Genomic DNA, 20,532 nt, shown 5'->3' with positions numbered 1-20,532 from the left:
TTTTCAGACCTCCGAGGCGAGGATCAGGGCACTGGTCGGAACCCCGACTCCGGCTGTCACGAGGACGTTGCGGACGTTCTCGGGCTGGTTCGGCGGTATCGAAGACCGTCCGCGCGGCCTCGATCAAGGCGTCGATGTTGCGCTGAGCGTCAGCCCGCCGCCGGGTCTGCGCCTGCCGTGGAGGTAGGCCTCACCGATCTGACCGCCGTGGGTGTTGGTCGGCAGGGAACCGGTCACCGCGAGGTGTCCTTCGGCGATGAAGTCCTTGCCCGGAGGCAGGAACCTGCCCTCGGCGTCCGTGGCGGGGTGGCGTCTTAGATCCTTGGCGCAGGCCGCATAGTGGCGCTGGAACCGCTCGTCCCGGCCGTAGTCGGGCACCGCGCTGGTGAAGTGCGCGTCGCGTGGCGCTTCCACCACACCCTCCACCATCGAGCGGTTCAGCAACAGCGACTGGAGAGGGCCGCTCTCGGTGAGCTCGCCGGTGCCGACGATCTTCTCCACCGAGACGAACCGCTTCTTGGCGGCCAGGCAGTACAGGTCGTCGAAGTACGGATCGGGCCCCAGGTACTGGGCGTTGCCCGGGCATCGGCGCGGTTGAGGTACACCAGCGCCACGTCCAAATTCAGGGCGGGAACCGCGAGCAGGTCTTCGCCGTCGTCATAGGGTGAGCGCACCGTCCGCAGTTGCGGGTTGAGCCGGGGCACATCGGAACCGAGACCGGCGGCGCGTATCGGCCGGAACGGCAGGCGCTCCGCCGCCGCCCGCAGCGCGACACAGAACATGCCTTCGTCATACTCGGTCACCTCGATCGCCCCGGTCTCCCTGGCCCGCCCGAACCAGGGGTCGAAAGCGATCGAGTCGAGGGTCACGAACCCGAACACGACCCGGCGGACCTTCCCGGCCGCGCACAGCAGCCCGACGTCCGGGCCGCCGTAGGACACCACCGTCAGGTCCTTCACCGGGCTCCGAAGCAGGGCACGGACCACGGCCATCGGCTTGCGCCGCGAGCCCCCCCCCCGATCCCGATCGTCATCCCGTCGCTGATCTCGGCCGCCACCTCGTCGGCGGTCATCCGCTTGTCAATCATCGCCTTTTTCTTTGTCCCTCAGGAATGCCTCGCGGGCCTCGTCCGAGGCGCCGAGGAGGTTGAGTTCGAAGGTGAAACCCTGCTCGAACCGGTAGCTGCGGTGCACGTGCTGGGTGTCGATGCCGTTGAGTGCTTCCTTGGCGGCGCGGATCACCCGGGTGTCCTTCGCCGCGATGTCCCGCGCCACCTCCAGCGCGGCCTCGTCGAGTTCCTCGCGCGGCACCACCTGGTAGACCGAGCCGTAGGTGTGCAGTTCGGCGGCGGTGATGGTGCGCGCGGTGAAGTACAGGGTGCGCATCAGGTGCTGCGGCACCAGGCGGGCCAGGTGGGTCGCCGCGCCCAGCGCGCCGCGCTCCACCTCGGGCACCCCGAACGTCGCGTCCGCCGAGGCGATCACGACGTCGGAGTTGCCCACGAGCCCGATGCCACCGCCGAGGCAGAACCCGTGCACCGCCGTCACCACGGGCACCGCGCAGTCGTAGACCGCCCCGAACGCCGCGTGGCAGCCCCGGTTCGCGCCGACCAGCGCGGCATACCCGCTGTCGCGCTGAATCTCCTTGATGTCGACACCGGCGTTGAAACCGCGACCCTCCGCGCGCAACACCACCACGTGCACGTCAGGGTCCTCACCGGCCCGCCGGATCGCGGTGGCGAGGTCGAACCAGCCCTGCACCGGCAGGGCGTTCACCGGCGGGAAGTCGACGGTGACTACCTCGATATGGTCCTCGGCGCGCTTCACTGTGATCGGCATCAGTTCGCTCCGTACACGGGTTCGGGCTCGACGGCCCCGGCGATCAGCTTCTCCACGACCGGCCCCAGCTCGCCCGGCTCCCACCGCGCGCCCTTGTCCACCGGCGGCCCATGCCGCCATCCCTGCGCCAGCGACACCTTGCCTCCCTCCACTTCGAACACCCGCCCGGTCACCCCGGCCGACTCGGTGCTGCCGAGCCAGACCACGAGTGGCGAGATGTTCTCCGGAGCCATCGCGTCGAACCCCGAGTCCGGTCTCGCCATCGACTCCGCGAACACCTCCTCGGTCATCCGGGTCCGCGCGGACGGGGCGATCGCGTTCACCGTGACCCCGTACCGGCCCAGTTCCGCGGCCGCCACGAGCGTCAGCCCCGCTATCCCGGCCTTGGCCGCCGAGTAGTTGCCCTGCCCCACGCTGCCCAGCAGGCCCGCGCCCGAGCTGGTGTTGATCACCCGCGCGCTCGGCACCCGTCCCGCCTTGGCTTCGGCACGCCAGTACTCGGCCGCCGACCGCAGCGGGGCGAAATGTCCCTTGAGGTGCACGCGGATCACCGCGTCCCACTCGTCCTCGCCGAGGTTCACCAGCATCCGGTCCCGCACGAAACCCGCGTTGTTCACCAGCACGTCCAGGCGGCCGAAAGACTCCAGCGCGGTGCTCACGAGGTTGTGAGCGCCCCCGAAGTCCGCGACGTCGTCGGTGTTCGCGACGGCGACGCCCCCACGCTTTTCGATCTCGGCCACCACCTGGGCGGCCGGCCCTTCCCCGGTTGCCGAGCCGTCAAGCGCGACGCCGACGTCGTTGACCACCACCCGGGCGCCCTCCGCCGCGAACGCGAGCGCGTGGCTGCGCCCGATTCCCCGGCCGGCGCCGGTGACGATCACGACCCGGTCCTTGCACAGTCCGGTCACGAATTCTCCTTCTGATTCACATCGGCCACACTTAGGAAGGCGGGGATTTCACCACCGCCGTGCACGAGCAGCGTGGCCCCCGACACGCAGGACGCCAGTCCCGAGGCGAGAAACGTGGCACAGTGCCCGACCTCCTCCGGCTCGGCCAGCCGGCCCAGTCGCACGGTCCTGCCGACCGCGGCCACCGCCGCCTCGCTGCCGTAGTGCAGGTTTGCCTGTTCGGTTCGGACCAAGGCCCACGGTGAGCGCGTTGACCCGGACCTTCGGGGCCCACTCCACCGCGAGGGACGCGGTGAGGTTGTTCAGACCGGCCTTCGCCGCCCCGCAGGCGGCCGTGCCGGGTGACGGGCGGGTGGCACTGACACTGGACACCATCACGATCGCCCCGCCGCCGTCCTGCCGCTGCATCACGGCGTTGGCGTGCTGGGCGACGAGCAGCGGCGCCAGCAGGTTCAGGTTCAGGATCTTCTCGTGAAACCGTGGCGACCCCTCCGCCGCCGGGACGTAGGGGCTGCCGCCGGCATTGTTCACCACGACGCCAGCCGCCCGTACTCGGCCACGACACGGTCCATCAGCGCGGCCACCTGGTCCGGGTCGCGCACGTCGCACGACAGGAACCCGGCCGTGCGACCGCTCGCGGTGACGTCGGCCTCCGGCTCGTGTCGGGCACAGGTGACCACCACGGCGCCGTGGTCGAGGAATGTCCGGGTGATCCCGGCGCCCACTCCGCGCACGCCTCCGGTCACCAGGACCACGGCACCGTCCAAGCCCAAGTCTCTCGTCACAAGGCAGGACACTACCAAGCACTTGCTTGGTTAGCTAGAGGCAATTCGCGGCCGCTCCGGCTATCCACAGTGGACGATGCCACACACATCCGTGAAGGGCCCCTTCACAGCCAATACGACTGTGAAGGGACCCTTCACGGCAACCCGCAACGGACGCGAACCGCACGCCTCAATCCGGCGTCGCCGCCACACCGTCGATGCGGCCGAAATAGGCTTCCCGCACCGCATCCAGGTCCTCGACCTCAGCGGCGCGCGCGGACAGCACGACGCGGCCGACGTCGAGCACCGCGATGTGGTCGGCGATCCCGAGCGCTGCCTCACCCGATCCCGCTCACCGGGAGGCCGCTCCCCCGCGACGGCGGTCTGCAGTAGCAAGGACGGGAACGAGATCGGCATCGTCAGCCCAGCGATGACGTTGGTTTCCTGGCCTGGTGAGCGGGAGGCCTCATGAGGGAACTGTCGCGGTAACGGCTCTGGCCCGCTTCCGGTGGTGACGCCGTGTAGTTCAGCCGAGCAGGATGCGGTGGCGTAGGAGGGTGAAAGCTGCGCGTCCGTACATCTGCCGCTTAAGGAGCTTCGTCTTGGTGTTTACACCTTCGGTTCGTCCATTGTGGAATGGGTAAGTGAGGGCGGCATCCACGGCGTGGCGGTCGAGTTCGAGCCCGCGAGTGAACGCGTGCAGATGGTGCAGATCCTCGGCCCGGGCCTGGTCGATCCAGCCGGTGAGGTGTATATCGTTGCCGGCGGCGGGGGTGAGCAGGGCGGCGAAGTCGCTGACGAGGTCAGCCAGCGCTGTCATCTCGGGCACGCGGCCACCGCGGCGTCGAGCCGTTCCCGCTGGTGGTCTTTGAGCCGGTCTGGGCGTGTGAGAAGGTAACGGGCCAGGCGCCGTGGGGAGATCGCCGGCCGGTCGTGGCGGCTTCGCCGAGGTTGTGCCAGATGTGCCACCGGTCGCCGACCTGGATCGCGTCGGATAGGGCACGGCGGATGGAACGTGCCGTCGGCGATCGGCAGGTAGGTGATGTCGCCGGCATAGCGGGTGTTCGGTACCTAGGCGGTGAAGTCCCGACCGATCAGATCCGGGGCCTCGGCCGCGGCGGGGTCGTCGATCGTGGTGCGGTGTCGGCGTCGCCGCCGCAGCCCGGACAGCCCGATGCCGCGCATGATGCGGGCGACCCGCTTGTGGTTGACCAGGTGCCCGGCCTCGCCCAGTTCGGCGGTGATGCGCACGACGCCGTAGGTGCCGCTCGATTTCCGGTGCACCACCCGAATGCGGGCCGCCAGCCGATCGCCGGCACAACGGCGGGCTTCTCGCTCGGCTGCGGTGGCTTTCCAGTGGTAGAAGCTGGACCGGGCGAGGCCGATAACCTGACACAACCGCTTCACGCCGTACCGGCACTGGTGGTCAGCGACGAACTGGAAGCGGTTCACCAGCGCGTCTCCCCGGCGAAATACTTGGCCGCCTTGCGCAAGATCTCGTGTTCCTCCTCCAACTCACGGACCCGCTTACGCAGCGCGGCATTCTGCTCTCCAGCGTGCCGGACGCCGGCGCTGCCACGGGGGCTGCGCCGGGTTCGGTACCCGGCCCGGCCCGCCGTCCATCATTGATCCGGATCCAGGTCCGCAACGTCTCCGCGTTCACCCCGAGATCGGGTACTGGCGCTGGACGCCGACCGTCTCCACGCCCTTCCGACGCCGGACGCGAGAGGTTCCTTCACAGGCCCAACTGGTCGCGCATCGCGTCGGCGTCACGCAGGGCCCAGTGCTCGATGATCCGGCCGTTGCGGACGCGGACCATGTCCATGCTCAAGACCTCGTAGCGTCGGCCCGAGTCGGTGTGGGTGCCCCGGCTGGTGTAGCGGTTGACGGAGGTGTCGCCGGAGACGACGTTCTGCTCGATCGTCACCGAGACGTCGTGGAACGTGCTGCCCGCACTCATCCTTTCCCACTTCTGTCGCCAGGCGTCGCGCCCCCGGTGATCGCCTTGGCTGCCTCCCCGGTGGTCGACGACCTCGGGGTCGATCAGTTCCAGGGCGTCTTCGAGCTGTCCTTCCAGGATCTGCGCGTAGCTCTCGACGACGCGCCGGTGAATCTCTCCCGGTCCTGGGTGCGCGGTGTCTTCTGCTCCCTGCGGCATGCGGAATCTCCTCTGGTGGGATGGGTGAGCCGGAAGTGGGGGGCTCCCCGGTTGTCGTGTTCGGCTACCGTAACCGGGGAAGTCCCCGATTAACAAGGGAGGGTCATGCCGTCGCAGAGCGCCGGACCTGCGCCGCGTCCGCAACCCCAGCGTCGTCGCCGCGCGGACGCTCAGCGCAACTACGACCTGCTCGTCTCCGCGGCCAGGGACGTCTTCCACGACCACGGCGTCGACGCCCCGCTCGACGACATCGCCCGCCGGGCCGGCGTCGGCAACGCCACGATGTACCGGCACTTCCCGACGCGCCGCGAACTGATCATCGCCGTCTACTCCGAGGAAGTGGCCGAACTCTGCTCCCGGAGCCAGTCCCTGCTGGCCGAGGACCTTCCAGGCGACGCCCTCTTCGGCTGGCTTCAGGATTTCATCGCACACGTGGCGGCCAAGCGGGAACTGGCGTTGTCGATCACCGATGACCGCACAGGTCAGCGCTCCGCACTGTTCGACCGCTGGCACCACTCGATGCACACAGCCGCGTCCGCACTGCTGACCCGGGCGCAAAGCGCCGGTGCTGTCCGCGCCGACCTCAGCGCATCGGAACTACTCGCCCTGGCCAACGGGATCGCACTGACCGCCGCGGACGCCTCTCAAGCGGAGCGACTCGTCCTCCTGATCAGACAAGGCACAGACACTCGTTCGACACCGGCCAACGGCATCCGCTGAAAGCGGCAAGCGCGACGCCGGCTTCCGCTGCGCCGTCCAAACACGCACTCCAGAAGGCTCCTGCGAACCAGGCATCAAGATCTCGTTCTCCGGCTGGAGTACCAGGGAAGGCGCAGGTCGACGGCGTAGACCAAGCTGGGGATGCTGCCCAGCCCGTCGACCAGGGCCTGGGTTCGGCATCGAACGGCGCACCGTCAGCAACATCCTCTACCGGCACGGCGTGCCGATGCACCGCCGCGGCCTCTCACCCGACCAGGTCGACCACGCCATCCACCTCTACAACCTCGGCTGGTCGCTGGCGCGAGTCGGCGACCACCTCAACGTCAACCACACCACCGTGCTCAACAAGCTCCGCGAACACGGAATCCCCGCCCGAGACACCCACGGACGCCCACGCAGCGAAGCAGGTAGTACTCGATGACACAACGCGCAGCTATGGCGACGCAATCAGGTTTTGGACGGGGCTGCCCTCGTTCAGGCCGTAACGGTGATCATGGTCGTCGTCGGCCTCACCTTTCTCGTCGGCTTCGGGTTCGATCACGCAGCCAGGCCGTCTTTGACGAGTTGGGCGGCATCGCGTTCTGGTCCTGACCACGGGGCAGCGTGGGCCGAGAACTGACGCTGCCAGCAAATCGGGTACGCCGGTCCGTCACGTTCCAATACGCGGAACGTTGCGTCTTGGCTGACCTCGGTCTGCGACAGCGGCTGGCCCTGCCTGGCCGAGATCCGCTGCGATCCGCACGCCCGGCCTCCGATCACCGGCTCGGACGAAACCCCGGAGCCGACCTGACAGGGTCATGCGCCGACACTCAGCGCGGGCTGTGCCGGCTCCGGTAGGCCGCGACGCTGGCCCGGTGTGCGCAGGTTCGGGTGCAGTACTGCTTCGAGCCGTTGCGCGAGAGGTCCACGTAAGTCGCCCGGCAGTTCGGCCCGGCACATACGCCGAGACGAGCCGGACCGAGCGTGGCGATCACGGAGGCCAGTGCGCTGAGCGTCGTCGCGGCCAGGTGCGCCGAGCAGCGGTCGGTGTCGGAGGTGACCTCGGTCCACCAGCGCTCGTGATCGTGGCACAGCACCGGGGTGGCGCGGCTGTCACGCAGACCGCCATTGATCAGGGCCGCAGCTCCGACCGCGTCGGTGTTCGCTTGTTCGAACACGGCACGCACCGTCTCGCGCAACGTGCGGACCTCCGCCAGGTCGGCGCGGGTGAGACGCCGCCGTGGACCGGTCTCTTGATCCGCGGCCGAACCCGGAAGCTCGGCCGGTCCGGCCGGGCAATGGTCGTCAAGGAAGTCCCGGAGCTGCGCCACAGTCTCGAGCGCGTCCTCTCCCTTGATCGGCCTCAAGGTGTTGGCGAGATCGACGGCCGTCTGGACCGCCGACGCGGTGTAACACGCATCAAGCATTTGACGTGTCTCCCCACCGTTCCTTAATGTGACATCCATAGTAGCTTTCACGTGTCACAACATACTGGGGAGGAGACGACGATGCCGCGGACGATCCCGTCCAGAGGGGCCCTCGGCGGCGGATCGAACCACGCCCCGGACGGGCGTCGGCTGGGGCTGACTTTGGGGATGCTGGTGCTGCCGATGTACGTGGCACTGGGAGCCCCGTCAGTGGCCCTGTCGGCCATCGGCCACGCACTCGCGGTGCCGTTCGGGGCCACCGCATGGATTCTCGCCGCGTGGTCGCTGACCTCCGCGCTCGCGATGCCGGTCGCAGGTCGGCTGCTGGTCCGCTGGAGCCCCTTCCAGGTCCTCGTCGCCGGGGTCGTGGCGCTCGCCGCGGGCTCCGCGCTCGCCGGAGCCGGGCCGACACTGTCCGGCGTGATCGTCGGCCGACTGATCGGCGGCGCCGGGGCGGGCGCGACCGTGATCGCCGTCTTTGCCGCTGCCACCGCCCTTCCCGTGCGGCAACGGATCCGCGCCCTGGGAATCATCGCGGCCGCCAGCGCGACGGCGTCGGGGTGCGGGACACTGTTGGGCGGGGCGGTGACCGCATGGCTCGGGTGGCGTGCCGTGCTCGCGATCCCCGTCCTCGCGCTGCCCCTCCTGCTGGCCGCATTACCGAGCAGGCGTGCGCTGACGCGAAGCGGTAGCGGCGAGCGAAACGGCTCGACCGGGCGACTCGATATCGTCGGCGCGGCCGTGCTGTCGGTACTCGCCGGCTCCTTGATCACGTTGCTGCAGGCACACTCGGTCGGCCTGCCCGCTCCGGTCACGCTCGTCGTGGCTGCCGCCGGGGCGCTCGCCGCCGTGGGACTGTGGTGGCGCGTGCGAAGCACGCCCGACGGGTTCGTGCCTCGGCGGGTGATCGCATCCCGCGGCTTCCTGGCGGCCGGGCTCATCGGCGGGACCGTCTTCGCCGGCTACTACGGGGTGCTGTTCCGCGCCCCGTCCCTGATCGAGCAGGCCACGGGCGGTGGCCCCCTGGAGGCCGGCGTGCTCTTGGTCCCGGCTGCCGCCTGCTCGGTGGTGGCCGGGCGGCTGGTCGGCACCCTGACCGACCGGTTCACCGGCTGGCAGGTGTCAGCCGGGCTTGCGGCACTCACCGTCGTCGGCGTTCTCGTGGTCGCGATCTTCACCGGGCCGATCCCAATTGTCGTCGGCACGGCGTTGACCGTGTGCGGGTTCGCCGGCGCCCAAGCCGTACTGGTGAGCCTCGCGCCGGACCTGGTCGCCGCGGACGACCGCGACAGCGCACAGGGCCTGCTCAACTTCATGAACGCCCTGGGTGGCGGGATCGGTCCGGCCACTGTCGCGGGTCTGTCCGGCATCGTGCCGGTGCCGGTGGCCCTCGCCGTGCTCGCGGCACTCCCCCTGGCCGGACTCGTCCTCAGCCTGACCCGGCGCCCTACCACCGACCGCCGCCCCGAACCCGACGCCACGCGTGGGAGCCCGCGGTGACGGTCCACCTGCATCTGATCCGATAACGCCTTGACCAGTAAGGAGCCTTGCCATGACCGCCGAGCCATTCGAGGTCAGCGTCACCGAAGCCGAGATCGCGGACCTGCGTGAACGATTGCGACGGACACGGTGGCCCGAGCGCGAGCCGGTGGACGACTGGTCACAGGGTTTGCCGCTGGCGTATGCGCAGGAGCTTTGCCGCAGCTGGGCCGAGGACTACGACTTCGGGTTCGCCGAGCGGCTGAACGTGTTCCCGCAGTACCGCGACACGATCGACGGGCTGGGCATCCACTTCCTGCACGTCCGTTCACCGGAGCCGGATGCGTTCCCGCTGGTGCTCACGCACGGGTGGCCGGGTTCGGTGCTTGAGTTCCTGGAGGTCCTCGGCCCGCTGACCGACCCGCGCGCGCACGGTGGTGACCCGGCGGACGCGTTCCACGTGGTCGCGCCGTCGTTGCCCGGGTACGGCTGGAGCGACAAGCCGTCGACGACCGGGTGGGGCATCACTCGCACCGCGCGCGCCTGGGACACCTTGATGGTTTCGCTGGGTTACGAACGGTACGGCGCGCAGGGCGGTGACTGGGGTTCGGCGGTGTCCGGCGCGCTGGGCGAGGTGGCACCCGAGCGGGTCGCCGGCGTGCACCTGAACATGGGGTCCGTGGCGGCGGGCACGTTCGACGACCCGACGCCCGCGGAACTGGCGAACCTCGAAGCCGAGAAGCAGATGCAGCGCACCGGCCGGGGGTACTCGGCGATCCAGGCGACCCGGCCGCAGACGCTCGGCTACGGCCTCACCGACTCCCCGGCGGGGCAGGCCGCCTGGATCGCCGAGAAGTTCTGGGCGTGGACGGACAACGACGGCCATCCCGAGGACGCGTTGTCGCGGCAGACGATCCTCGACGAGATCTCGGTCTATTGGTTCACCGCGTCGGCCACGTCGTCGGCGCGCCTGTACTGGGAGAGCTTCACCAGCTTCCGAGACAAGGTGACCGCGCCATCCGGGCTGTCGGTCTACCCGCGCGACATAACCCGCCCGTCGCGGCGGGAGGCCGAGTTGCGGTTCACCGACCTGCGCTGGTTCGAGGAACTGCCGCATGGTGGCCACTTCGCCGCGCTGGAGCAGCCGGAGTCGCTGGTCAAGCAGGTACGCGGGTTCTTCCGCCTGTTCCGCTGACTGTCCGTTCGGCGTCCGATCCAACGCCGCTCAACAGGGGGCTCGGAGGAAACGGGAGTTCCTCCCAACCCTTGACAACCAGAACATCCCTGTCCCTGGCGATATGCCGAAGCTCCCAGCAGCTCCTCGCCGTCGGAAGGCGGTCCAGGTCCAGGGCCGAGTGATCTGGCCACGTGGGCAGGCGATGCGATGCTCTCTCACCGGCGGCCTCGGCGCCGGTCGCAGCCTTGCCAAGGACGAAGCAGACCCACCGCAGTTCCTGAATGTCGGCGAACATGCGGAAATCCCCCGAGCGGGCGTTGCTCTGAATTGCCGCTCAAGTATGAGCGGACGTTCGAGCCAGGCTTGCTGAAGAGGGTGGAGAACTTCTCGTTCCGCGGCCGCGTCCGCAGGCTTATGGGAGATCCCCTTGGGGCGACGGTACCGCTGTACGCGGCGCGCCGCCGCTTCGCGAGGGGGTGGTCCGCCCACAGTGGACGATAATGGGGAAGGAGTACCTACTTCCTTCCATTTTGAACATATAGCACGCTGGGGGGCTTGCGGCAAGGCCCAGGGCGTGCCGGAGAATCCTCGGCCGTGTCCAGGAACTGCGGAATTGGGAGTAGCGAAGTGCGTGTGTTGTCATCGCCGGCCGGATCGACCGGAAACGAGGCGGAAGACCACGTGGGGACCGGCCGGTGATGGACGTCGACGTGATCGTCGTGGGCGCCGGTCCGACCGGCCTGATGCTGGCCGGTGAACTACGTCTCGCTGGAGCGCGGCCGCTGGTGCTGGAGCGGCAGCCGCGGCTGCGAGAGACCCCGAAGGCCAACGGCTTTTCCGGGCAGATCCTGGAACTGCTGCGCTACCGGGGCCTGCTGGACCGGTTGGAGGCGGCCAGCACCGGCCGCAGCCACCCCGCTCCCGGGTTCCCGTTCGGCGGTCTACATGTGGACCTCACACACCTGGCAGACCCGCCGTTGCGGGCGCTGGGGCTCGCGCAACCGCTGCTGGAACGCCTGCTCGACGAACGCGCCGGCGAGCTCGGCGCCGACATCCGCCGCGGACAAGAGGTGCTCGGGGTGAACCAGGACGACACCACGGTGACCGCTGACATGCGCGGCCCGGACGGGCCGTACCAGATGACCGCCCAATACCTGGTGGGATGCGACGGCGGGCGCAGCCGGGTCCGCGACATGGCCGGCATCCCGTTCCCTGGTACCACCTGTCCAGAGGTCAACCGGCTGGGCCAGGTCACCGTGCCCGACTCGGTGACCGTGCTCGGCGACGGCGATCTCGACGTCCCCGGGCTGGGTAGGATCCGTGGGGGTTTCACCCGGACAGACCGCGGTGTGTTCGCGCTCGGACGGCTCACCTCCGGGGTTCTGCTCATTCAAACAACCGAAGACGGGCCCGCCGACGTCGATGATGACGCGCCGATGAGCCTGACCGAGCTGCAGGACAGCATCCGCCGCGTGCTCGGCGTGAATCTCCCCTTGGGAGAACCGATTCGGCTGTCGCGCTACCAGTTTCAGGCTCGGCAGGCGCAGCGGTACCGCGATGGGCGGATCCTGCTGGCCGGCGACGCGGCTCACCAGTTTCCCGCCACGGGCATCGGCATCAACGCCGGCATGCTCGACGCGGTCAACCTCGCCTGGAAGCTGGCCGCAGCCATCCACGGCTGGGCGCCGACCGGCCTGCTCGACACCTATCACAACGAACGCCACTTCGCAGGCGAGCGTGCAATGGTCCAGACTCAAGCTCAGGTGGCACTGCGGCGCGGACACGACCCAGCCGCCGAAGCGCTCCGGGAACTCTTCCTGGAACTGCTCGCCGACGAGCAGCCATTGCGCCGCATGGCAGCCCTGATCGCCGGCACCGACATCCGCTACCCGTTACCCAACCCCAACCACCACGCCCTGACCGGCGTCTTCGCACCCGACCTCACCCTGCGCACCGACCAGGGCACCACTACCGTCGCGGAACTCATGCGCGCCGCACGGCCCATCCTCCTCGACCTCGCCAGTCGCCCGGACCTCCGCGAGACCGCCCGCCACTGGCAGCATCGCATCGACATCCACATCGCCGAAACCGATCATCGACCAGCCGACGCACTCCTGATCCGCCCGGACGCCCACATAGCCTGGGCCGCAACCACCGGCGAACCCGCCGACACTGCCGCGCCCGCGCTGCGAGAAGCGCTTTCCGGCTGGTTCGGCACACCTCGGAAAACAGCAGTGCCCCTCATCGACCGGCCCTCCTGACCGGCCGAACACCACCAGCAGCGCATCACAGTCACCGCCGTTCGTGTTGGCCCCGCCCCCGTCCGAGCGGGGAGCAGTTCACCAGCCGGGGCTGGCGCATCCCCTTCCTAGCCGGCCTGATCCTCGTCCTGATCGGCGGCTACGTGCAGCTCAAGATCGAAGACACCCCCGTGTTCCCTGAGCTACGGCAGCAGTCCGTGCAGTCGAAGCGCGAGGCCGGTCTGCGCAAGGCTCCTCTGCTTCGGGCCATCCGCCACTACTGGCGGGAGATCCTCCAGGCCGCAGGCGCGTTCTTCGTCGTCAACGCCACCTTCTACATCCTGATCAGCGGCATGGCGCGAAGCGCGGGTTTCCCGGCTGCCGGAACCCGCAGCCGGCCATCGCGACACGCGGGTGCCACCTGCCCGGCGGGATCGGCAGCGACGCTGGTGAAGTCGGCACTGGTCGGTGGATGCTTACCCGGCGGCTGCGGCGTAGGTATCCACCGACTGCACATGGCGGATCGCTTCGTCGGCCGGCAGGAACGAACCAAGAAAGCTGCTCCGCGCCATGGTCACCAGGTCATTTTTCGTCAGTCCCATCTCGTCGTGGCAGCGCCAGAAGTTCTCGTTGACATAACTTCCGAAATAGGATGGGTCGTCCGAATTGACCGTCACCCGGAGTCCGGCCTGCAACATTTCCGACAACGGGTGCGCCGCCAGCGACGGTACGACCTTCAGCTTCAGGTTCGAGATCGGGCACACAGTCAGTGGGGTTTGCTGCGTGGCGAGTTCGGCCATCAGGGTCGGATCATCGACAGATGCCGTGCCGTGGTCGATCCGTTCGACACCGAGGGTCTGCAGCGCCTCGCGGACATACGCCGCGGGCCCTTCCTCACCGGCGTGCGCGGTCACGTGAAATCCCTGCCGCCGGCACTCGGCGAAGAACGCGGCGAATTTCACGGGCGGGTTGCCGACCTCCGCGCCGCCGAGCCCGAAGCCCAGAATCCGTTCGGCCCACGGCTGCACGGCGTCCAGGAGCTCGAAGGCGTCACGCTGGGTGCGATGACGTTGTGCACTCACGAGCAGCCCGGCGGTCATGTCGAGATCACTGCGAGCCTCATCGATCGCCGACAGGATCCCGTTCAAGACCTCCGCCACAGCAACACCGCGCTCGACGAAGGTCTGCGGCCCCAGGAATACCTCGGCGTGCACCACGTTTTCGGCCCGTGCCCGCCTGAGATAGGCGGACGTGACGTCGTAGAAGTCCCGCTCATGTTGTAAGACCCCGCAGCCCTGGTAATAGAGGTTCAAAAAGGACCGCAAATCGTCGAACTCGTATGCGGCGCGCAACTGCTCGGGTGACTGCCACGGTAGGTCGATGCCATTGCGCTTAGCCAACTCGAACATCATGTCAGGCTCCACGGAGCCCTCCAGGTGCATGTGCAACTCCGCCTTGGGCAGCCCCGCTATAAACGATCGGAGATCCATCCCCATTCCTTCCTGACCGCGCGACGTCAGCCTCCGGCCGACGCTTCCCACGGAATCGACCATGATTACCCGACATCGAAAAATTCACCACGATCCTCCCAAGCCGGTCGCTCAACGCCGCGTCCGAGACCGCGCCAATTGAGTCGGGCGGGCCGGTGTCCACTCAGCGGTATCAGCGGGAGAGACCTCGGCCCCGGCGAGTTTCTTGTTCTTACCGGGCCCGAAGCGCTGTGGTCGGTCCAGGTCATCGCGATGGCCGACCAGTTGTCGCGGCCGCACCCCGACCTCCACCACGATAGGAGCGCACCAGCCAGGTCGCTGACACCACCAGGGCGGCCAGATCCAACGTGGAAGCGAGCATGGCCTCTGGTCCAGACACCTACGCGTGTCTAATGCGTGGCGGGGTTTTGTCTGGATCTCGCGGAAGCGTTCGGGTTCGGAGATCTCCAGCGACGACAGGTTTCGACCAAGGACGACCGGTCCGTTGTCACCCTCGTACTTCACCACCAGACCTTCGGCGGCGCCACGTGCCGCAAGCCCTCACCGGCGATACCCCCAGGACCAGGCGAGCCGATCGGGATCGGACGGCCGGTAACCGCTCACAGCACATCCGGATCCGGGCGAGCCGTCCGCTCCGGATAGGGCCCACCGGCAAGCTGTCGAAGAGCGCCTGCGGGCCTCGACGCGTGGTGCGTGAGCCGAATTCCATTCGCCGGTCCCAGACAAGAGAGAAACGCTCGGCGCGGTGCCTCACGAAAGGGCGGTAACGCTCGCTCTGAGCTGGTGAAGCCGAAGGCCGAGTTGAAGTTCCAGGTCGTTCTCGCGGCGCCAGTCGAGGCCGAGGACGTTGGCGGCGCGGTCCAGTCGTTTGAGCAGTGTGTTGACGTGCACGTGCAACGCCCGGGCCGTCGCCGCCACGTTGCCGTGATGGAGGTAGTAGGCACCGAGGGTGTCAACAAGGTTGGTGCCACGTCGCTGGTCGTAGTCGAGTAGTGAGCCGATGGAGCCGGCGATGAAACGGTCGAGCTCGCCGGCGCGTTCGGTATCGAAGATCATGGCGTAGAGGGCGTACCGGGCGGTCGTGGCGCCCAGATCGGTGTGTCCGATCGCTCGCATCACCGCGCCGCAGCGGCTGGCCAGAGAAAAGGCACGTGACCAGTCGTGCTTGACCGCCCGCTCTCCGACGACGACGACGGGGCCGCCCAGCATGCGGCGCAGTCGGTGGTGGATCTCCTCGACGGTCCGGTCGACGTCGACGCTGTGGAGGATCATGGTGGCACTGCCCAGGTGTTCGCCGGCCAGTCCCGAGCAGTCTCGGGCGATGTCGTGCAGGTGGCGCGTGAGGTCGGTCGACGACACCGTGGGGGAATCCGCGACCAGGACCAGATCCAGGCGGTCGGCGTCGATGTTGCGGGCCCGGGTGCGGGCGCGGTGCGCGGGGCTGATCCCCGGGCTGCCGACCATGAGCTCGGTCAGGAGCTCTCCGCTCAATCGCTCGCCCGCCTCGGCGACGGCCCGCTCCTTGAGGATGAGCAGCCCCAGGATGTGGGTGGCCCGCTCGACGGTGCGCAAATCCATGTCGTCGGGGGCACCGTGCTCGGCGACCGCCTTTCGACTCCACACCAGTGCCCCGAGGTAACTGTCGCCTGCCTGGATCGAAGCCACAGTGCGGGCGACGCCGGCACTGTCGACCGAGGTCGTGCAGCGGCCCGAGCGGCGCGCACTCTTGACGGCACCGGCCAGGTCGATCTCCGCTGGACTGTGGCACGGGCTCGACGCCGAGTCTCGGCGGACGAGAGCGCCATCGGTCCGGTCGAGGATGGTGAAGCTTCCGCCCAGTTGGTCGGCGAGAAGTTGCGCCACATCGCCCGGTGTCCCGCCCCCCAGTACCGCACCGGTCAGTGCCTCGTGGATCGCTTGCGCTCGCTCCATGACCGCCATGTGTTCCTCGATCCTCCGGTAGGCGATCCGCAGCTCCTGCAAGGCATTCCGGCTCGCCTCGTAGAGACGGGCATTGTCGAGGGCGATCGCCGCGTGATCGGCGAACGCGGTGAGCAGCGCGATCTCGTCGGCCCGGAAGGATCGCTCGGAGCGGTCGGCGGCGAACAAGGCGCCCACCGCTTCACCGCGTATGACCAGTGGCACACCGAGAAGCGCGACCAGGGCCTCGGTAGTGACCAGGCGGTCGAAGTCCGGATCGTGTTCGATACGGGTCGCGGCGGCGTAGTTGCGCACCCAGTGCGGGCTCCGGGAGGCCAGCACCTTGCCACCGAGCCCCACTCCTGCCGGTATCGCCGCCGCGAGGAAAGAGGCGGAGATCGTTCCCTCGGACGCTCTTGCCGACAGTCTCCCGTCCGGGCCGACGAGCGAGAGGTAGGTGAAGTCCGTACCGATCAGATCGTGGGCGTGGTGGACGATCGACTGCAGTACCTCGTCGAGCTCACCCAGCGCGGTGAGCGACTTGGCAGTCGCGTACAACGACGCCAGTTCGCGCTGTCGGCGCACCAGCGAGTACGACTCCACCTCGCCACCGGGGTCGCTGGCCACAGTGCCATCCCTCCTCGGCATCGGGTGGGAGAAGAACCCACCGGATCGCTGGGAGGTGTGGATGGTCCACACCTCAGCCCCAGCGTAACCGCGCCATAACATGACCGTCATCACTTGCCCGCGCTATCGATGAAGGCGGCATGTATGGCGACATCGCTCACCCAACCCGAAGGGCACTCCGACCAGGTTGACGCCGGCCTGTCCGCAATTCGACGCCGAGCCTTCCGCAAGCTGCTGGCCGCGGGGCTCATCGGAAGTTCGATCGAGTGGTATGACTTCTTCCTTTACGGCACGGCGGCCGCGCTGGTGTTCCCCCATGTGTTCTTTCCGCACGCCTCGGCTCTGACGGGAACCCTCCTTGCCTTCAGCACGTTCTGGGCGGGCTTCGTGGCACGTCCGATCGGCGGGGTGCTCGCCGGACACCTCGGTGACAAATACGGACGCAAACCGGTCGTCGTCAGCTGCTTGGCGCTCATGGGGGCCGCGACCTTCCTGATCGGCTGCCTGCCCAGCGCGGCGGCCGTCGGCGCACTGGCCCCGGCACTGCTGGTGACGCTGCGCTTCGTACAGGGGCTCGCGGCCGGGGGCCAGTGGGGCGGGATCGTGCTCCTGCTCACCGAGTCCGCCGGCCCGAAGCGGCGCGGCTTCGCCGGAACCTTCGGACAGACCAGCGTCCCCGTCGCCGTGATCATCTCGAACCTGATCTTCGTGGCCGCCAGTGGCCTGATGCCGAACGACGCCTTCCTCAGCTGGGGCTGGCGGATCCCCTTCCTGGTCAGCGTCGTGATGTTCGCGGTGGTCGTCTACATCCAGGCCAAAGTGGAGGACACACCGGAATTCCGCGAGCTGCAGCGGGAGGCGTCGCGGTCGGAGAGCAGGGTCGTCCGGGCTCCGCTCGCCCAGGTCGTGCGCGACAAGTGGGGAACCATCCTTCTCGGCTGCGGCCTCCTCTCGGCCACCAACAGCCTTTTCTACGTCAGCATCTCCGGACTCTTGAGCTATGGCACCGGTTCTCTCGGACTGAATCGCAACTCGCTGCTCGCGGTCGTGCTGATCAGTTCCGTGGCGATGCTCGTGACCATCCCTTGGTCCGGCCACCTGTCGGACAAGGTGGGCCGCCGGCCGCTGATCCTCATCGGTGGCCTTGGCGTCGCCGTCTGGGCCTTCCCCTACTTCGGGCTCGTCAACACCGCGTCGCTGCCGCTGATCTTCGTCGCGGTGGTGGTGGGTTTCGTGTGCCAATGCCTCACCTATGGCCCGATCGCGAGCTTCCTCGGCGAACTCTTCGCCCCCAGCGTTCGCTACTCGGGCGCTTCGCTGGCCTACCAGCTCTCCGCGATCATCGTCAGCGGCGGCACGCCGTTCCTCATGACGGCACTCATCGCGAAGACCGGGAGCACCATGCCGGTCGCCGCCTACATCATGGTCATGGGGCTGATCACCGTCGTCAGCGCCTGGTTCCTGCCCGAGACGAACCCCGCAAAGGTCCGCGACGAACCGCACGCCGTTCCGGGTACGCACCTCTACCGCTGAGAGGTCGTTGCCGAGCGCCATTTCATGCCGACGCGACTCAGAAAAGAGGCCAGCGTGAGCAGAACACCGGCAAGGGGCACAAGGGCTCGTCGGCTCGCCGTGCTGGCGGCCATGGTTCTGGTGACAGGCACGACCCGATTCCTCGCACCCGATTCCGCCATCGCGACGGCCACGACCGAGGCCGACTACTCGGCGAGGGTGCCGGGGTGCGCCGGGCTGGATCGCCTGGAGATCCCGGCATCCGTCATGAGCCTGCCGACAACCGGCGGCCGCGTCGAGTCGACCGCGGTCATGACCAGCCTCGTCAGTGGTGAGACGATCCGGTACTGCCAGGTCGACGCCGACATCTTTCCCGTCGATCCCGCCGCGCCCGACATCAGGATGCGCGTGGACCTGCCTTACGACTGGAATCGCAAGGCGATGATGTTCGGGGGCGGCGGCTACAACGGCACCATTCCCGACCTGACGGAGAATGTGCCGTTCGGCCCCACCGGCCAACCGGCGCCGTTGGCCCGGCGATACGCGACGTTCGCCAGCGACTCCGGCCACCAGCAGAGCCCGGCCGCCCCTCCGTCGTTGGACGGCTCATTCGGGCTGAACGACGAGGCACTGAACAACTTCGCAGCCGGTGACGCACTCAAGAAGACGCGCGACGCGAGCCTGTTCCTCATCCGGCACGCCTACGGAACGAAACCGGCCGAGGTCTACTTCGCCGGAGGCTCCACAGGCGGCCGCGAAGCCCTTGACGTCGCCCAACGATGGCCCACCGCGTTCGATGGCGTGATCTCCGCCTATCCCGCCTGGAACAACCTCAGCGAAATCCTCGACCTGGGGTACCTGGCGCACGTCCTGTCCCGCCCCGACGCTTTCCCCGGAGCCGAAAAGCAGACACTCCTCTACAACAGCGTCATGGACGCATGCGACGGCGTGGACGGCCTCAGGGACAAGGTCATCTCGAACCCGGGTGGCTGTCACTTCGATCCTCACACGCTTCGCTGCCCCGGCGGTGCCGATGCCGGTCCGGCCTGTCTGTCGGACCCTCAGATCACGGCCGTGACCGCCATGTCCTCCGCGTTCCGGTGGCCGTACCGGATCGCCAGCGGCGAGACCGGATACCCCGGCTTCCCGTTCCTCTCGGGCGCGGACATGAGGACCCCGTTCCTCGGATTCGGCAGCTCCGCGCCGGCCGATCCCATGCCGGTGACGAGCGGCTACGGGATGCAGTACTGGGATCAATGGGTCAAGTACTTCCTGACCCACGACCCCCGGTACAACTCTCTCGAGGTAAATCCCCTGGATCCCGGGCAATGGCTCGGCCGGATCAGTTACTTGTCCACGATCGAGGATCGCAACAACGCGGATCTCGGCCCGTTCGCCCGCGCCGGCGGCAAACTGATCCTGCTCCACGGCGCCGCGGACGAGCTGGTTTCTCCCCGCTCGACGAGCGATTACTACCAACGAGTGCGCGACGTGTTGGGCCCCGGGCCGACCCGTGCGTTCCTGCGTTACTACGTCGTGCCTGGGTCGAACCACGCGAACTTCGGCACGCCGGCGTTCGCTGCCAGCTGGGACTCGCTCACCGCACTCGAGCGCTGGGTCGAAAAAGGACAGCCACCCGCGAACCCGATCGTGGCCGACGCGAACCACGACCGCACTCGTCCGCTCTGCGAATATCCGGACTGGCCTCGCTATCGCGCCGGCGATCCGAACAGCGCCTCGAGCTTCCTCTGCACCCGCTGATCAGGGAAGTTTTCCGCCGCGGCCTGGACCCGTTCCCGATCACCGGAGGCAAGCAGGTCGAGCAGCAGTCCGTGGATGGTCGCTGTCGTACTGGTCCTCGTCCGGGTCGCCCCACTTGTCCTCGGCGAAGCTCTCGCCCGCGCACACTCTCGTCCGTCACCGCGCCACCTTGTGACCGCCGACCACGGGGACAGCTGGGACTGCTCCGGCCCGGTGAGTGTCACCAAGGCCGCCGTGATGCCGTTGCTGATGGCCACCAGCAACGGGGTCGACCTGGTCTACTACGGCACATCGGACACGGTGCAGCCCGGCACCACCGACACGCGCACCTGGTCTGTCTACTTTGCTCAGACGGGGCAGGGCGGCTCGAGTGGCTGGTCGACCAGCCAGATTGTGCCGGTACACCAGGGAGTCATCTGCGATGGCGGCATCACGGGTTCGCCCACATCGCCTACACCATGGACAGCCCATCGCTCGGCGGTTCCGGCAGTGCCACCCGTTACGCCGTGCAGACCGGCGGCACCCCCGCGGG

The 20,532-nt window shown here is 68.2% G+C and carries 13 protein-coding genes and 4 pseudogenes; 7 read left to right on the top strand and 10 right to left on the bottom strand.

The genetic code is table 11. From position 1 onward, the window contains the following. Nucleotides 1-303: 303 nt before the first annotated feature. The 7 genes and pseudogenes from ORV05_RS13570 to ORV05_RS13540 form a co-directional block, all read right to left on the bottom strand. Nucleotides 304-1,087 (bottom strand): annotated as a pseudogene (locus tag ORV05_RS13570) (CoA transferase subunit A); the annotation flags it as partial. Beyond that, nucleotides 1,080-1,838, bottom strand: coding sequence for an enoyl-CoA hydratase family protein (locus ORV05_RS13565; protein WP_268758843.1), 759 nt, complete (start codon nucleotides 1,836-1,838; stop codon nucleotides 1,080-1,082). The gene ORV05_RS13565 and the pseudogene ORV05_RS13570, both read right to left, overlap by 8 nt. Beyond that, on the bottom strand, nucleotides 1,838-2,746 hold the full coding sequence (locus ORV05_RS13560; RefSeq protein WP_268758842.1) for an SDR family oxidoreductase: 909 nt from the start codon (nucleotides 2,744-2,746) through the stop codon (nucleotides 1,838-1,840). The genes ORV05_RS13565 and ORV05_RS13560 overlap by 1 nt, the downstream gene beginning before the upstream one ends. Beyond that, nucleotides 2,743-3,531 (bottom strand): annotated as a pseudogene (locus tag ORV05_RS13555) (SDR family oxidoreductase). Before ORV05_RS13555 ends, ORV05_RS13560 begins: the two are co-directional and overlap by 4 nt. 505 nt (nucleotides 3,532-4,036) lie before the next feature. Continuing rightward, nucleotides 4,037-4,455: pseudogene (locus ORV05_RS13550) on the bottom strand (transposase); the annotation flags it as partial. Nucleotides 4,456-4,581: 126 nt separating this feature from the next. Continuing rightward, nucleotides 4,582-4,962, bottom strand: coding sequence for an IS3 family transposase (locus tag ORV05_RS13545; RefSeq protein ID WP_268758841.1), 381 nt, complete (start codon nucleotides 4,960-4,962; stop codon nucleotides 4,582-4,584). A gap of 283 nt (nucleotides 4,963-5,245) precedes the next feature. Beyond that, on the bottom strand, nucleotides 5,246-5,668 hold the full coding sequence (locus ORV05_RS13540; protein WP_268758840.1) for an ester cyclase: 423 nt from the start codon (nucleotides 5,666-5,668) through the stop codon (nucleotides 5,246-5,248). 105 nt (nucleotides 5,669-5,773) lie between these two features. Here ORV05_RS13540 and ORV05_RS13535 point away from each other — a divergent pair, with 105 nt between their 5' ends. Continuing rightward, nucleotides 5,774-6,388 carry a TetR/AcrR family transcriptional regulator gene (locus ORV05_RS13535; protein ID WP_268758839.1) on the top strand — a complete coding sequence of 205 codons (615 nt, stop codon included), beginning with the start codon at nucleotides 5,774-5,776 and terminating at the stop codon, nucleotides 6,386-6,388. Nucleotides 6,389-6,551: 163 nt separating this feature from the next. Beyond that, a pseudogene (locus ORV05_RS13530) lies at nucleotides 6,552-6,809 on the top strand (helix-turn-helix domain containing protein); the annotation flags it as partial. A 388-nt stretch (nucleotides 6,810-7,197) separates the two neighbouring features. Here the strand turns inward: ORV05_RS13530 and ORV05_RS13525 are convergent. After that, a complete protein-coding gene (locus tag ORV05_RS13525; RefSeq protein ID WP_268758837.1) occupies nucleotides 7,198-7,794 on the bottom strand; it encodes a CGNR zinc finger domain-containing protein in 597 nt (198 codons plus the stop codon). Between the two features lie 81 nt (nucleotides 7,795-7,875). On the opposite strand from ORV05_RS13525, the gene ORV05_RS13520 reads away from it, so the two are divergent. From ORV05_RS13520 to ORV05_RS13510, 3 genes are all read left to right on the top strand, one after another. Then, nucleotides 7,876-9,294, top strand: a complete 1,419-nt coding sequence (locus tag ORV05_RS13520; protein WP_268758836.1) for an MFS transporter — start codon at nucleotides 7,876-7,878, stop codon at nucleotides 9,292-9,294. Nucleotides 9,295-9,346: 52 nt separating this feature from the next. Continuing rightward, a complete protein-coding gene (locus ORV05_RS13515) occupies nucleotides 9,347-10,468 on the top strand; it encodes an epoxide hydrolase family protein (RefSeq protein ID WP_268758835.1) in 1,122 nt (373 codons plus the stop codon). 680 nt (nucleotides 10,469-11,148) lie between these two features. Beyond that, a complete protein-coding gene (locus tag ORV05_RS13510) occupies nucleotides 11,149-12,711 on the top strand; it encodes an FAD-dependent monooxygenase (RefSeq protein ID WP_268759776.1) in 1,563 nt (520 codons plus the stop codon). 455 nt (nucleotides 12,712-13,166) lie between these two features. Here ORV05_RS13510 and ORV05_RS13505 read toward each other — a convergent pair whose 3' ends face one another. Both ORV05_RS13505 and ORV05_RS13500 read right to left on the bottom strand, forming a co-directional pair. Next, complete coding sequence (locus tag ORV05_RS13505) at nucleotides 13,167-14,180, bottom strand: adenosine deaminase (RefSeq protein WP_407652752.1); 1,014 nt, start codon at nucleotides 14,178-14,180, stop codon at nucleotides 13,167-13,169. A 750-nt stretch (nucleotides 14,181-14,930) separates the two neighbouring features. Continuing rightward, the gene (locus ORV05_RS13500) at nucleotides 14,931-16,727 is read right to left on the bottom strand and encodes a helix-turn-helix domain-containing protein (RefSeq protein ID WP_268758834.1); all 1,797 of its coding nucleotides are present in this window, start codon (nucleotides 16,725-16,727) and stop codon (nucleotides 14,931-14,933) included. 114 nt (nucleotides 16,728-16,841) lie between these two features. Between ORV05_RS13500 and ORV05_RS13495 the strand changes: the two genes are divergently transcribed. Continuing rightward, complete coding sequence (locus ORV05_RS13495; RefSeq protein WP_268758833.1) at nucleotides 16,842-18,260, top strand: MFS transporter; 1,419 nt, start codon at nucleotides 16,842-16,844, stop codon at nucleotides 18,258-18,260. Between the two features lie 111 nt (nucleotides 18,261-18,371). Then, nucleotides 18,372-20,000, top strand: coding sequence for a tannase/feruloyl esterase family alpha/beta hydrolase (locus tag ORV05_RS13490; protein WP_407652783.1), 1,629 nt, complete (start codon nucleotides 18,372-18,374; stop codon nucleotides 19,998-20,000). Nucleotides 20,001-20,532 lie beyond the last annotated feature (532 nt).

Source organism: Amycolatopsis cynarae (assembly GCF_026802195.1).
Taxonomy (GTDB): Bacteria; Actinomycetota; Actinomycetes; order Mycobacteriales; family Pseudonocardiaceae; genus Amycolatopsis_E; species Amycolatopsis_E rhizosphaerae.
Note: the sequence above shows the minus strand (reverse complement) of the source record. Positions and strands in the feature narration are given on the sequence as shown.

Coding starts and splice junctions, on each gene's coding strand:
- ORV05_RS13535 (WP_268758839.1), top strand. CDS start 5,774: ATGCCGTCGCAGAGCGCCGGACCTGCGCCGCGTCCGCAACCCCAGCGT.
- ORV05_RS13510 (WP_268759776.1), top strand. CDS start 11,149: ATGGACGTCGACGTGATCGTCGTGGGCGCCGGTCCGACCGGCCTGATG.
- ORV05_RS13490 (WP_407652783.1), top strand. CDS start 18,372: ATGGTTCTGGTGACAGGCACGACCCGATTCCTCGCACCCGATTCCGCC.
- ORV05_RS13565 (WP_268758843.1), bottom strand. CDS start 1,838: ATGCCGATCACAGTGAAGCGCGCCGAGGACCATATCGAGGTAGTCACC.
- ORV05_RS13515 (WP_268758835.1), top strand. CDS start 9,347: ATGACCGCCGAGCCATTCGAGGTCAGCGTCACCGAAGCCGAGATCGCG.
- ORV05_RS13520 (WP_268758836.1), top strand. CDS start 7,876: ATGCCGCGGACGATCCCGTCCAGAGGGGCCCTCGGCGGCGGATCGAAC.
- ORV05_RS13525 (WP_268758837.1), bottom strand. CDS start 7,794: ATGCTTGATGCGTGTTACACCGCGTCGGCGGTCCAGACGGCCGTCGAT.
- ORV05_RS13540 (WP_268758840.1), bottom strand. CDS start 5,668: ATGCCGCAGGGAGCAGAAGACACCGCGCACCCAGGACCGGGAGAGATT.
- ORV05_RS13505 (WP_407652752.1), bottom strand. CDS start 14,180: ATGGATCTCCGATCGTTTATAGCGGGGCTGCCCAAGGCGGAGTTGCAC.